At 62.8% G+C, this 13400-nt stretch carries 15 protein-coding genes; 1 reads left to right on the top strand and 14 read right to left on the bottom strand.

Annotated elements, in window-relative coordinates:
* Nucleotides 1–6 precede the first annotated feature (6 nt).
* Nucleotides 7–708 carry an AAA family ATPase gene (locus FO488_RS19115; protein WP_149208645.1) on the top strand — a complete coding sequence of 234 codons (702 nt, stop codon included), beginning with the start codon at nt 7–9 and terminating at the stop codon, nt 706–708.
* Between the two features lie 98 nt (nt 709–806).
* On the opposite strand, the gene FO488_RS19110 is transcribed toward FO488_RS19115, so the two are convergent.
* The 14 genes from FO488_RS19110 to FO488_RS19050 all read right to left on the bottom strand — a co-directional run bounded on the left by FO488_RS19110 (nt 807) and on the right by FO488_RS19050 (nt 13284).
* Nucleotides 807–1658, bottom strand: a complete 852-nt coding sequence (locus FO488_RS19110) for a Smr/MutS family protein (RefSeq protein WP_240732063.1) — start codon at nt 1656–1658, stop codon at nt 807–809.
* Nucleotides 1658–2509, bottom strand: a complete 852-nt coding sequence (locus tag FO488_RS19105) for an OmpA family protein (protein ID WP_149208644.1) — start codon at nt 2507–2509, stop codon at nt 1658–1660. The genes FO488_RS19110 and FO488_RS19105 overlap by 1 nt, the downstream gene beginning before the upstream one ends.
* Before the next feature lie 163 nt (nt 2510–2672).
* Nucleotides 2673–3059 (bottom strand): response regulator, encoded by a 387-nt coding sequence (locus tag FO488_RS19100; protein WP_149208643.1) that lies wholly within the window; start codon nt 3057–3059, stop codon nt 2673–2675.
* Nucleotides 3060–3123: 64 nt separating this feature from the next.
* The gene (locus FO488_RS19095; protein WP_168205803.1) at nt 3124–4074 is read right to left on the bottom strand and encodes an ABC transporter substrate-binding protein; all 951 of its coding nucleotides are present in this window, start codon (nt 4072–4074) and stop codon (nt 3124–3126) included.
* A gap of 90 nt (nt 4075–4164) precedes the next feature.
* Nucleotides 4165–6177 carry a hypothetical protein gene (locus FO488_RS19090; RefSeq protein WP_149212017.1) on the bottom strand — a complete coding sequence of 671 codons (2013 nt, stop codon included), beginning with the start codon at nt 6175–6177 and terminating at the stop codon, nt 4165–4167.
* 3 nt (nt 6178–6180) lie between these two features.
* A complete protein-coding gene (locus tag FO488_RS20755; RefSeq protein WP_370514292.1) occupies nt 6181–6828 on the bottom strand; it encodes a DmsE family decaheme c-type cytochrome in 648 nt (215 codons plus the stop codon).
* Nucleotides 6771–7196 carry a hypothetical protein gene (locus tag FO488_RS20750; protein ID WP_370514291.1) on the bottom strand — a complete coding sequence of 142 codons (426 nt, stop codon included), beginning with the start codon at nt 7194–7196 and terminating at the stop codon, nt 6771–6773. The genes FO488_RS20755 and FO488_RS20750 overlap by 58 nt, the downstream gene beginning before the upstream one ends.
* 30 nt (nt 7197–7226) lie before the next feature.
* A complete protein-coding gene (locus FO488_RS19080) occupies nt 7227–7982 on the bottom strand; it encodes an ABC transporter ATP-binding protein (RefSeq protein ID WP_149212016.1) in 756 nt (251 codons plus the stop codon).
* Nucleotides 7983–8028: 46 nt separating this feature from the next.
* Nucleotides 8029–8475 (bottom strand): hypothetical protein, encoded by a 447-nt coding sequence (locus FO488_RS19075; protein WP_149212015.1) that lies wholly within the window; start codon nt 8473–8475, stop codon nt 8029–8031.
* 140 nt (nt 8476–8615) lie between these two features.
* Nucleotides 8616–9515 (bottom strand): tetratricopeptide repeat protein, encoded by a 900-nt coding sequence (locus FO488_RS19070; protein WP_149212014.1) that lies wholly within the window; start codon nt 9513–9515, stop codon nt 8616–8618.
* A gap of 5 nt (nt 9516–9520) precedes the next feature.
* A complete protein-coding gene (locus FO488_RS19065) occupies nt 9521–10363 on the bottom strand; it encodes a hypothetical protein (protein WP_149212013.1) in 843 nt (280 codons plus the stop codon).
* Nucleotides 10341–11501, bottom strand: a complete 1161-nt coding sequence (locus tag FO488_RS19060; protein WP_149212012.1) for an acetoin utilization protein AcuC — start codon at nt 11499–11501, stop codon at nt 10341–10343. The genes FO488_RS19065 and FO488_RS19060 overlap by 23 nt, the downstream gene beginning before the upstream one ends.
* A 211-nt stretch (nt 11502–11712) precedes the next feature.
* Nucleotides 11713–11928, bottom strand: a complete 216-nt coding sequence (locus FO488_RS19730) for a hypothetical protein (protein WP_149212011.1) — start codon at nt 11926–11928, stop codon at nt 11713–11715.
* 141 nt (nt 11929–12069) lie between these two features.
* On the bottom strand, nt 12070–13284 hold the full coding sequence (locus tag FO488_RS19050; RefSeq protein ID WP_149212010.1) for an MFS transporter: 1215 nt from the start codon (nt 13282–13284) through the stop codon (nt 12070–12072).
* Nucleotides 13285–13400 lie beyond the last annotated feature (116 nt).

Genomic DNA, 13400 nt, shown 5'->3' with positions numbered 1-13400 from the left:
GTCGCCATGCCGGAAAAACTCTTGATACCGTCCGTGGAAATGAGGCTCGGCTCCTTGCTGGAGTTCAACCGCAAGCGTGACATGGAGGCATCATCCCCCGCCAAACACAAAAAGCGGCAGACCATCACCATCTCACGGGAGTTCGGCTGCGAGGCATACCCCATGGCGGAACGCCTGCGGGAGATCATGGAGAAGAAGCACGGCGAACCGTGGGTGTTGCTGGACAAAGGGCTGCTCGACGAGGTCGCCCAGGACCACCACCTGTCCGCCAACGTGCTGAACAGCCTGGGAGAGAAGAGCCGTTTCCTGGACGAGATCCTGGCCACGTTCTCTTCACGCTGGAAAAGCGAGAAGGACCATTTCCGGGTACTGTGCCGCCATGTGCTTTCCCTGGCGGAACAGGGCAACGTGATCATCGTGGGCCGGGGCAGCTCGATTGTCACCCAGCCCCTGAAAAACTGCTTCCATTTCCGCCTGTTCGCCTCACCGGGGTTCAAGGTGCGCTCCATAGCGCACCGGATGGGGGTTGAGGCCGAAGAGGCCGAAAAAATCATCGCCAAACAGCAGAAGCAGCGGGACAACTTCATCCGCGACTTTCTGGACCGGGATGCCCGCGACCTGGGCTTTTACCACCTGGTGCTCAACAACGACAAGAACAGTGTGGACACCATGGCCCGCACCATTGCGGAGTATGTGACGGCCCTGTAGCGCCACCCCGCCGGAGGATACGGGGGGCGAAAAAAATGAAGAGGGGTGCCGGAAAGCACCCCTCTTCGCATGTGCGGACTGTTGCCGGCAGCGCCGGGTCAGGCACCGGCGGGAGCTTCCGCCAGGGGGCGGAGAAAGACGATAAAGGCACCGCTTCCGCCCATCTCCCGCGGGGCCGGCGCAAATTCCAGCACCATCCCGCGCCCGGCGTCCCGCAGCCAGGATGCGACCGCCTGCTGGAGCACCGGCTCGCCCGGCGAGTTGTTCCCCTTGCCGGTAATGACCAGGGCCGCTTTCTGCCCCTTGTGGCGTGCCGTGTTCAAAAAACGGGGCAACGCCGCCAGGGCCTCCTCCCGCGTCAATCCGTGCAGGTCGAGTTGGTGGGTGACGGCGATGATCCCCTGCTTCACCTGGCGCAGGCGATTGCCCGAAAGCGGTTTCAACTCGTCATCGGCCGGCAGCGCATCGGCGAATTTCGTTTCCAGCTTCAAGCGCCCGATCTCCTGCAGAAACAGTTCCGCGGATTCACGGTCGCCGTCCGGGGGGGGAGGAGATGGCAACGGGGCCTGCGCGCGGGCACCAGGCGGAGCCGTCCCGGCCTTTGCCGCGCCCTCCGGAGGTACGGACAACGCTTTCACGCCGGACATGGCGCGCCGGAACAGTTCAGCCTCCCCATCCTCGGCCGGGCCGCCCGGAGCCGGTCGTTCACGCTCCGTTCCGGCCTTGGGGCCCCCTCCGCGGGTGCGCACAACCTTGACATCGGCCATGGCCCGCAGAAACAGGTCGTCATCCTCCACCGGCTGCGTTTCGCGGCGGGGCGGCTGGGGAGGGGGCGCAGCCGGAGCCGGCTCCTCCTTCGGGGCGAGAGCCACCCCTTTCAGGGCAGCAAAATGGCTGGCGCGAAACTGAGCGGCCGCTGCCGGCTTTTCGTGGCGCTGCTTCTTGCCCATCAGTCCTTGGCCACCAGAGTGATCTCGATGCGGCGGTTCTTGGCGCGCCCTTCCCTGGTGTCGTTGTCGGCCACCGGCCTATATTCGGAAAAGGCCGCAGCGGAGAGATTCGCCGGGTCGAGCCCCTGCTGCTGGAGATATTTGGCCACGTTGATGGCACGGGCCGCGGAAAGCTCCCAGTTGGAGGGGAACTGGGCCGACCTGATCGGCACGTTGTCGGTGTGCCCCTCGATGCGGATCGACTTGTCCTTGACCTCTTTCAGGGTCGGGATCATCTTGAGCAGGATGGTGACGCCGTCCGGTTTGACATCGGCCTTGCCGGAATCGAACAGGATGGCGGCCTCCATGTTGACGGTCAGTTTCCCCTTCAATTCCGAAATGGTCACCTGTCCCTGGGCGATCTCGCTCTTCATGTTCTCCAGCAGATGCTCGTACGTGCTGCTGACCTCCTTGACCTTCTCCTCCTTGGCCTTCTGGAGGCTGGCGATCTCACCCTTGAGCCGCCCGTTCTCCCCTTCCAGATCGGTTATCTTCTGGCGCAGGTCGCTGATATTCCTGGAAAGGGTGTCTGATTTGGCTTTGAGCACCTGCTCCAGTTCATTCCTGTCCTTGGTGAGCGCCTGCCGGTCCTTCTCAAGCCCGGCGGCCTCGGTCTTCAGCTTGTCGAACTCGGCCTTCAACGCGTTGTTGTCGGAACTCAACTGCCCGTATTTCTGCTTCAGGTCGCCAAGCTCCCCCGCCAATCCCTTGGCTTCGTTTTCCTTCAATTGATACGTCCCCTGGGAAACACAGCCCGTGAACACCAGGACCATCAGACCTGCCACTGCCAGATATATGACTCGTTTCAGCATACGCGACCTCCTTGGGGTTTCTCGGCAGGCACACGGCACCGGCCCATCCGTTCGGGCTTCGGGCGGTACCCTGGCTTCGATTTTATACTTCTCGGCAGGTTTTGCAATGAGGTTTTTCATGGGGAACCGCTCTGGGAGCGGGGGTATGCAGGGACTGCCGGCGCTACCGCCCGGCGGTTTTTTTGCTGAGAGAGCTGAAGATCATGTCCAGCACCGTTTTCTGCCGGGCCTCGAACTTGTTGAGCACCGCCAGGCAGGTGCCCATGGGACAGAGGTCGTGGAGAAAGTCGGCATCCCGGCCGGAGAGGATCACCACCCGGTTTTTGTCCATCCCCGCCTGGGTCGCGAACGAAAGCAGCTTCAAACCATCCATGGCCGGCATTTCCAGGTCGATGAGCAACAGGTCGTATCCGCCGGCCCTGATGGAGTTCAAGGCCGTTACCGGGCTGTTGCAGATATCAACCCGCAACAGGGGATAGGCGTCATGTATGTACCCGGCCAGGAATTCGGTAAAGGCCTGGTCGTCGTCGATCAATAATATTCTACCCATAGTAGTACAATATAGTCGATTTTACCGCGCCCATGAAGCAAAAAAATACGGGGCCCGCAGGACGCTACTTGATGACGCGCGTGGCATTGCTCAAGACCGTGAAGGGGAGGTTGATCCCAAGCTCCTGGGCAGCGCGCATGTTGATGACCAGCTCGATACGGCGGGGTGAGATCAGGGAGAGATGGCTCTGCCGGGCGCCCTCCAGGATGCGGGTGGCGATGTCGGCCGCCAGGTGCCCCTGCTCTTCGGGATGGATCTCAAGGGAGATGAGTGCGCCCCGTTCGGCGGCGCCGGGCATGGTGGAGAGCACCGGGATGTTGCGGGCCCGGGCGCGGGCGACGATCTTGGCGAACTGCCGGGAAACGACGCCGCTCTCCGTGGCGAAGATGACATCGGAATGGTCGAGCAGGGAGGGGAGCGCCGAGTCCAGGGCAGCGGACGAGGCAACGTTTGCCTCCGCCACCACCATGTCGTACTGGGGCGCGAATTTCCTGATTTCCTCAAGCTGCCTCTGCGAGCCGCTTTCACGGGAATTGTAAACGACCCCGACCCGCCGGTACGGTTTGATGTGCTCACGGCTGTCCTTCAGGGTCTTTATCAGCGTGACCAACGGCACCCGCGAACTGACGCCGCACATGCCCCGATGCGGTCCGTCCGAGACAAAGACATCCACGGACACCACCGGGATCCCGTCCGACTCCCTCATGGCCACGAATGCCGCCGGAGCCCCGTAGGCCACGATCAAATCGGGACGGTAGGCGTTGAATTTCCTGATCGTATTGGACCAGGAGAGCGGATCGGGGTTCGGCACTTGCAGGATGATCTCCACATTGGCAGAGGTATAGCCCAAAGCGGCCAGGGATTTGATGAACGCCTGGTGCGCCTCGCGATAGCGGGGCTGGTCGCTGCTCATGATGGCGGCGATGACCTTGCCGGCGGCGCGGCAATCCGAAGGCCAGCACCAGCACGACAGGAAAAGGACCATCAGCGTTATGGAGAGGATTCTTCGGCGCATACCTTCCGCTACCACCGTGAAGTCAACGACACCATGGTCGTGTGGACCGAGCCGTCGTAGAGAGCATCGCCGGAATTGTAATTCCGGAAACTATAGTTCATCGAACAACCCACATGCTTGCTGATGCGCCAGTCGGGCCCGGGCCGTTACGCCGGTTTCCACCGTGTCCAGCCGGGTGAGGCTGGTGATGCCGCTGGTATCGAAACTGCCCGTCACGTTTGCGAGGGTAAACACCCTGACCGGGACATCGAACCGCGCCGCCGAACGCACCTGCTGAATGCCGAAGGAGAGGTCCAGCGGCTCCGCCACGGCATAGACGGCATCGATGCCGTACACATGCGCCGTGGACCGGTAGGTGGTCGCCACGAGCGGGTCCGGGTCCACAATGATATTGGAAAACAGCATGGACTGGTCCGTCACCGTCTCCAGGTACGAATAGTTGGCGGTGATGGTCAGGCGCTCCACAGGGGTGAACCACAGGCTCGCATTGGCCGAATAGGAGCGGTTCTCCCGGGGGAGGGTATAGCTGGCGACCGGGGCCGGGGCGACGGTGGAGGCAGAGCTTTCGCTCTGCTCAAACGTGGTGATGAAGCTGGCGGTACCCCCCCAGACGCCGCTTTTCGCATAGGTGGCAAACAGCTCCCCCTTGTGGCTTTCCGATGCGGAGGTCTTCCATTCCGGATTATCCGCCGTCTTGTAGGTGTAGGTGGCGTTCATCTTGAACCCCGGCAACGGTCGCCAGGCGACGTTGGCCAGGCCGGTATGGGTCTGGCGGTATTCGTTGTGGATCGCCGCCGGGTCGCCGGGCGAGAGGTCGCTGTTGGGCACGTTGTCACGGGACTCCAGGACGGCACGGTACTCCAGGCGGTACGTCACCTGTTGGCTGGGACGGTACATGCCGGAAAGGGTGAAGGTATCCTTGGTCGTGTCGATGCCGGGCCGCACCAGCAGAACCCCCGACGTGGAGGTATAGACGCCGGGCAGCGTGGTCGTGGACGGAATCTGGGAATAGGAGGATGAAATCGTCGCGGGCGTCTCCCGCTGGCTCTCCTGCCGCCGGTATTTCAGGGCGAGGGACAGCTCCTTGAACGGCGTATAGGTCAGGTCTCCCGCCACCGAATGGAGCGTCTGGGTAGGTTTGGACGAGGGGCGCGCATCGCCGCGGTCGGCATCGTTTTCCCGCTGGGTCAGGACATAGGCGGCCGTCCCCACCAGACCGCCGCTCATGTCGGTATAAACCCTGACCGTGTGGGACGTCACCCGGCTGTCGGAAACGACGTTGGTCGCCTGGGTGCCCGGCACGAGCGCCCCGTTGCCGGTTACGGCAAAGGGGTAGCGGGTGTCCGGGGCCTGGTTCGAGAACTCCCTGATGCGGAACCCGTAGGCGACGTCGAAGAATCCCAGGTGGGCGTCGGCCCCCGCACTCCCCTCCCGCGTGACCTGGTTGACCTGCCGGTTGATGGAGACGATCCTGTTTTGCGGATCGCTGAAATAGTAGTCGGCGAAACGGAGCTGATCGGTCCCCCGGCGGCTCAGCTCCCAGTATCCCAGGTTGATGTGGACGGGGTTGTTGCCCAGCTTGATGCGGTTTTCCACCTGGGAGATGCCGATACGCATGCCATAGCCGTCCGCCGGGGCGGGCGACTGGGTTGTCGCATACTGGCCGGTGGCTGACCGGGGAAGCTGCTCCGTCAGCAGGTTGTGCCAGAAGGCCTCGGTTTCCAGGTGCAGACGGTAGTAGCCGCCATAGTCGAGAAACAGGTTGGCGCGATAATCGTCCTCGTGGAGTATGAGGCCCTCCCCCGACAACTTGAGGCAGGAGTCGAGCGTGCCGGCGGAGAACCCACCCGCCAGGCCGGATTTCAGACGCGTGTAGGGGGCCGCCGCCGCGCCTGGGCCATCGGGGGTGAGGAACTGGTATCCCGCCTGGAGGTGGGCGAAACGATAGGCCTCGGTTTCCGACTCCGCCTGGGCCTCATGATTTTCCACCCCGACGTCGGGCGCGGCGCCGTCGGAGGCAAGGGCCGGCAGCGTCAGCAACATCAGGCCAGAACAGACGACCAGCGGAGCAAACAGCATTGTTTGGCGAGAACGGCTCGACATGGCTCACTTCCTCAATGTTCCGTACCCGCGGTTATCGGGGGTATCGGAACCATGGACAGATGAATGGCAGTCGGTACACCGGTTGGAAAAAAGCGATTTCATGGATGAGTCGCTGTTCATGACGCTGCGGTGCCCCGGATTGTGGCACTGCAGGCAGAGGAACGGCATGGCCGCCGAGAGCAGCCGGCGATTGACCGAACCGTGGGGCACGTGGCAATTGGTGCAGGTCTCGGTGACATCCCCGTGCTCGTAGACGAACGGGCCGCTCTTCTCCATGTGGCAGCGGGTGCAGAGGTCGCGCTGCGTGCTCCCCTTCAACAGCTTGGGCTGCATTGAACCGTGGGGATCATGGCAGTCGAAGCATCCCATCTTCTTTTCCCGCACCGGGTGGTGGGAAAACAGGCTGAACTGGGCCTTGACGTCGGGGTGGCAGCCATAGCAGAGTTCGGCCATCTTGTCGTGGCTCACCTTCTGCTGGGGCCCCTCATGCAACTGGTGGCAGGAAAAACAGCTCAAATCGTTCAGGGCATGGGGGCTGGAATGCCAGTGGGCCAGGGCCGGGGTCGAGGCGGCGGAGTGGCATTTCAGGCAGATCAGGGATTGGGCCTGGGGGGGAGTTTTTTCAGATCGAGCAGGGTGGAGACGTCGCATTTGTCCCCTTTTTCGCCGTGAAGCCGCTTGGTTTCCTCAATATTGGCGATGGCCAGGCTCCCCGGCCCGTGACACGATTCGCAGTTGACCAGCGGCAACCCGGTTTCAGGCTTGATCTGCTCGCCGTGCACGCTCCGCTTGAAATCGCTGGTGATCTTGTCATGCTTGTGGCACTTGGCCACGCAGTTGTCCGTCCCCACGTAGTCGGCATCCAGGCGGCCGACGATCATCTTCTCGTACTCGGCGACCGGCAGGAGCGGATGGGACTGCTTCATCCCGGCGCACCCGGCGGCCAGCAGCGACACGAGGACCAGGGCGCCCGGGACGATGCCCGCAAACACAACAGCTCTGCCACAACGTTTGTTCATCGCGGTCTCCTTCACGCTTCCGGACTGCAATCAGCCCCCCTGAATCCCCTTGGTGGTGGTGCGGATGAAGCGCTGCACGATCGGATTGGCGCTGTTCCGTATCTGGTCCGGCACGCCGATTTCGATGATCTCGCCCCGGTGCATCATGGCGATGCGGTCGGACAGGTACAGGGCAAAGTTCAGGTCATGGGTGACGATGATCGTCGTATTGCCGGTCTTTTTTCTCAGGGAGAGAATCGTCTCCGCCAGCTCGTCAGTGGTGACCGGGTCCAGTTCGGCGGTCGGTTCATCGTAGAGAACCAGGTCCGGCTCCATCGCCAGGGAGCGGGCAATGGCGACCCGCTTCCGCATACCGCCCGACAATTCCGAGGTGTTCAGCCCTTCCGTACCTTCCAGCCCGACGATGGCGAGCTTCTCCGTAATAAGCTCGCGGATGCGCGCCTCGGGGCAGATGCGGTGCTCCCGCAGCCAGAGTCCCACGTTCTCGGCAACGGTCAGTGAGTTGAACAGGGCCGACGACTGGAACACCATGCTGCTGCGGAACGTTTGGGGCAGCGGGCGGCCATTGTCGAACACCGGCTGGCCGTTAAAGTAGATCTGGCCGCTATCGGGCGTTTCCAGGCGGATAATGTGCCTCAGCAGGATGCTCTTGCCGGTGCCGGAGGGACCGATGATGGAAAAGGTCTCTCCCGGCGCGATATCGAGATCGATATCCTTGAGGACATGATTGCCGCCAAAGGATTTATTCAGCTTTTCAATTCGAACGGCAATGCCGTGCACGGACATGGAGGACTCTCGAAAAAATTTAAATGCAGTATACGTGCCTACCGGGTCAGAGCAGATACTTGGACCGGTTGGTGAAATACCCGCGATGCTTGTAAATAAAGGCCGTCAGCAACAGTATGGCCACCATGACCGACAGGTTGTCAGCCGCCAATCCGCGCACATCGACCGGTTGGCCGAGCGCTTTTTCCAGTTCTCCCGCGGAAATTCCTATCAGATTGATCAGCGTATTCACCACTTCGAAAGCATTGTAACCGATCAGCAGGTACCAGGTCAGGGTCTGCCGCTTCATCAGGCCCAGGAAGAGATAGAGGCTGATCAGGCTGTCCGCGAACACCAGCGCTTCCGCTACGCGCCCCTGGTAGATCGTCCCCAGCAGCGGAAAAGGATGGCCGAAGGTGGATACGGTCAGCATGAAGAAGAACAGGTACAGTCCCCCCAGCAGGACAATGCCCAGGGGCCGCCGCTCTTCGCCGTCGTTGTCGATCTCTTCCATGGGCACCTCGGCAAATGCCGTTATGCGGCCTTGTCCCGCTTATTGCTCCGCCGCATGTCGCTCAGGACCACGCAGACAAAGATGACGACCAGGATGAATCCTATGAAAATCCAATCGGCGACACTGAACCCGAACAACATTTATGCGCTCCTCCTGAATGCCTCTGCCGCTTCGTTCTCCATGCCCATCTCCTGGTAACAGGTGCCCAGCAGGTAATAGACCTCGCCCATGGGGAACTGCTCGGCAAAGAAAGGGTCTGCCAGCACATCTTCGATGATGGCGGCGGCCTCATCGTTGCGCCCGGCCTGGCGCTCCCCCAATGCCACCGACAGGGCCGTCAGATAATCCAGGGGGGGGACCAGCGGGACCTTGCCGGCCAGAACTGCGGCGATGCGCGTCTCAAGGCGCGCCCGCTCACCCTCCGCCAGGCCGGCCAGCGCCTCGGCCCAGACCTCGGCCGCCTGATCGTAGCGCCCCAGGATGTAGAGCGCCTCGCCGTATTCATAAGCGGCATGGCCGTCGGACGGGTCCAGCGCCAGGGCCTTCTTCAGATGTTTCTCCGCCCCGTACCAGCTCTCCACGGCCTGATGCAGTACGGCGAGACGCGCGCCCCTGTCGGCAAAGGTCCGGCCTATCTCCGCCTGCAGGCCGGCATTGGCGGGATCGAGCAGGGCAAGGATCTTGAGGGACGTGATCTTGCGGTCCAGATAGGGGGTATCGACCTCTTTGGCGTCCAGCATGATGACCTGCCCCCCCAGCTCGGAAACGATGTGGGGGTAAGCCTCACCCAACACGGCGGCGTACTCGGCGGCATGGGCGCATTCGGGGTCGAGACGCAGCGCCCGGTAGATGCCCCGGCCCACCATGTCGTAGTCGGGCGCCCCCTGCTTCACGGCGGCGAGATCCTCGTCCAGAAGCGGGATGGGGGGCTTGCCATCCCAGGGGATGGCCACCCGGCCGTCGCGCCCGGTAAGCGTATAGCCTGCCGGCGGCGCAAAATAGCTGATGCCGTCAAGCGGTGTGACTGTCGAAGGATCCACGCTATTCATCGGGCTCCCCGCTCCCTCCCGGGAAAGGTATCGATGCCGGCATGAACGCCGATCATCTTGTAGATCTGCACCTCATCCCACGGCTCGTCCAAAACGCCGTCGTGGATGGCCCAACTCCTCCCCCGCACCGTGCGTTCCATGCCCGGCATGCGAAAAGGGGTGGAGCCGTCCAGCCGGCCATGATAGCGGCCACCGGGCCGGAATTCCCGGTCGATCTCCAGCATGAGGCGCTTGCCCCGCAGGTAGTCGAAACCGTATTTTTCGTAGCGGATGGCGTTGTCGTAACTCAGCGGCTCGGCCACGATCATCTCCATCCCCAGGGCATCGGTGAAGCGCTCCAGGAGCGGGAAAAACTCGGCGAACAGGCGCAAGCCGCGCCGGGTCTGGTTGGGAAACAGCCCGTCCTCCATGGCGCGCACCTCTTCGGGCAGATTCCGCCCCCGGGAGGCGAACCAGTTCCTTCTGCCGCTCTCGTCCACATCCACATCGTAGCGGGGCGCTGCCGGATCGCAGATGATGCAGAAGGAGAGCTCCATCTGGTGATACTGGGTATCGGCCAACTCGAGGAAGAACGCCGTATCCGCATCATCCGGCCGGGCGCGGACCTCGATCCGCAAAAGCGCAAGCCCGGTGGGCGCGATGATGGTGGTCAGACGCTCCCCCGACGCAGCATGGAGCCCGTCGGCGGCCAGCCCCAGCAGTTCGCGCAGGCGCAGCGGCAGCAAGGAAGCGTACAGCAGTTCTTTTTCCGGATCGTCCAGCCGGTTGATGGCCAACAGCGACCGCAGCGGCCGGCCGGCCCCATCCAGCAACTGGCTATTTCCCGGAAGTTGTGCCATAGGTTCCAATTATACCAGGAAAGATGGCCGCCCTGATCCGCGCAATGCTTTTCTCCACCGCATCGAGGGCCAGGTTGCGCTCATACTCCTCGGACCAGTGCATGGCGTCCAGCAAGGCCCGATGCGGATACCCCAGCGGCTCTATCCTCCGCACAAAGGCCGCCGGCAGGCGGGGATTGAGCTCCACGCCGTTCATGACCGCCCAGGCGATGGTCCAGGCCCGGGCCGTGTTCATCAGGTCGTAGCCCCCCCCGCCCAACGCAACCCAGGGAATCTTGAGCGCCTTGAGCTTGCGCATGATATAGCCGTAGCTATGGGTCGTGATCTCGAGCCGGGTCAGCGGGTCGGTGCGAAACGCATCGGCGCCGATCTGGGTGACGATGACATCCGGGTCGTAGGCGGCTATCAGCGGATAGGCCACCTCGTCGAAGGCCTTCATGTAGAGGGCGTCGTCGGTGTGGGCAAGCAGCGGCACGTTCACCGAATAGCCCCGCCCCCGGCCGGTACCGGTTTCGCTTTCGAAGCCGGTGCCGGGAAAAAAATAGATGCCGCTTTCGTGCAGCGAGATGGTCAGGACCTGGTCACTGTCGTAGAACCCTTCCTGCACCCCGTCGCCGTGGTGGGCGTCGATATCCAGATAGACCACCCGCCGCCCCCGGGCCACCAGCCAGTTGATGGCGAGCACGGCATCGTTCAGATAGGAGAAACCCGAGGCCTTGGCCCGATGGGCATGGTGCCAGCCGCCGGCCAGGTTGAAGGCGATGTCGAACCCCTCTTCCTCCACTAGGCGGGCCGCCTCGAAGGTCGCACCGGCCCCCAATGCCGCGCAATCGTACAGCCCCTTGAAGACGGGGCAGTCGGCATCGCCCAGGCCGAAACGGAAGTCGGCCCGAGGCTCGTCGGAGGTGCTGAACTCCTTGAGGCGCGCCAGATATTCGGGGGCGTGGAAGCTCAACGCCAGTTCGTCGTCGATCGGCCGGCACCCGCGGATCGCCATGCCCGGCAGCTTCAGCAGCCCGTAAGATTCCATCAGGTCCCGTACGATGCGGTAGCGCTGCAACTTGAACGGATGGTCGTCCCCGTAGCTGAAGTTTCCGAACAACGACGAGTATATCAGGGCGGTGCGGCAGGCCGGCACGGCGACTCCTCTGCAACATGACACGCAAGACCCCGGTATAATGCCCTATTTTTTAGCATTCGTCTATGGGGAAAGCCGAATAAATCCAGCTTAATTTGCAGAACTTCGCGGTGCGGCGACAAGCGACAAAAAAAGCCGCCCAAGAATGGCGGCTCGCGATGGTCGGTACGTGTACCCTGGTGGCGGCGCGACGCGATACTGCGGCGCGCGCCTAAAAGTGAAATGCGATCTTGGCTCTGGGGACCACGCCCCGCTCACGCTTGAACATGCAGCCTGGAGAGCAATAGTGGAACGTATCGGGGAGAATCTCTCCGTCCATTATCTCCATCAGGTAGCCCTTGCTGTCCACCCTGACAGAATAAATGCCATTGCTCCCTGCTTTGACGATGCTTCCGCAATGGCTGCACTGTTCCTTGGTCGGCGCCATGATGGTGAATTATGTCACCAACCAAAACCGCGTGTCAAGCACGTAATATATTAAAAAACCGCATTAATTTTAAGATGACCTCTATCCTCCCCTAACGGGCCCCATCGGCTCAAAAGACCACCCCGCCATGAAAAAAGCCCTTCAGCGAACCGAGTGCTGCTGTGGACAGGGGTGTCGGTATCCGGCGGCGCTGCCCGCCACCACCGTTCCGACGTTGGCCATGAACAGCGCCACGGCCCCGAGCCCCAGAACCCCAGCGGCGTAGAACACCGCCGTCAGCCCCAGGGCGCTCTGCAGTCCCGCACCCAACAGCGGGCCGGAAACGAACCCAAGGTTCAGCACCGCGTTGCAGGTGCCAACCGTCGCACCCATGCCGTGGCGGCTCCCCTCCTCCACCAGCAGCGCCGTGCTCGCAGGCTGGGACAACACGCTGAACAGGCCGATACCCACCCCCAGCGCCAGGATCTGACCAAAACCTACCGCCACCGGGATCAGGAAGTAGAGCAGCGAGACCACGGTGCCCCCGGCAACCACCAGGGACTTGCGCGGCGCCCGGTCCGAGAGCATGCCCATGGGACGGAGCAAGAGGGTCATCACCAGGGTGGAGGAGGCCATGACCAGCCCGGCCCGGGTGCCGCTCAGCCCCAGCCGGGCCGTGAGCATGATGGGGAGAAAGGCCCCCAACAGCGAGATGCCGCAGGCCCGGCCGAAGACGAAGGCCAGAAGGCCCCGCAAGGAGCTGTGGCGGGTGGCGCCCAGGAGGTCACCGAGGCGTTCGCTGTGGCTGGCCTGCCGTGGCGGGGGGGTGTGGCCGGGGATGCAGATGAGGGCCACGGCCAGGGCGACGACGCACAGGAGGGCCAGGGTGGCGAAGATCCCCTGGAAGCCCCACAGGTCCTTGAGCATCCCCCCCATCACCGGCCCCAGGCTCAGGGCGCCGTAGAAGGAGATGTCGAAGGTGCCCATGACCGTGGCCCGCTTGTGGTCCGGGGAGGCTTCGCCCACCAGGGAGAGCACCACGGGGCGGAACATGGCGCAGCCGATGCCCTGGAGCAGGCGCAGAAGGGTGATGAGGGGGAGACTGGCGGTGAAGAGGTAGGAGAGGGAGACGAAGAGGTAGAGGCCGAGGCTGGCGGCGGCGACCTTCTTGCGGCCGATGCGGTCGGCCCAGGCGCCCATGAAGGGGCTGAGGACGATCTTGGAGAGGGAGTAGAGGACCAGCGGCAGTCCCAGGAGTGCTCCCCGTGCGCCCAGGCTGAAGACGTAGAGGGAGAAGAAGGCGTCGGCGATGCCGAAGCCCAGGGTGATGGCGAAGTTGATCAGGAACAACCCCCGGAACAGGGTGCGGGTTTCCATGGTTTCTCCCTTGGCGTGCCGAAGATGCCCTATGCCGGTAAGCCGCGGAAAAAAGGCCCGTGGAGGAAGGAGGGAGAACCCCACGGGCCCGTCATCCGGGCCAAGGTTCGGCGGCG

It is taken from the genome of Geobacter sp. FeAm09 (genome assembly GCF_008330225.1).
Taxonomy (GTDB): Bacteria; Desulfobacterota; Desulfuromonadia; order Geobacterales; family Pseudopelobacteraceae; genus Oryzomonas.
The sequence above is the reverse complement of the archived record's forward strand: the minus strand, read 5'-3'. Positions and strand labels throughout refer to the sequence as shown.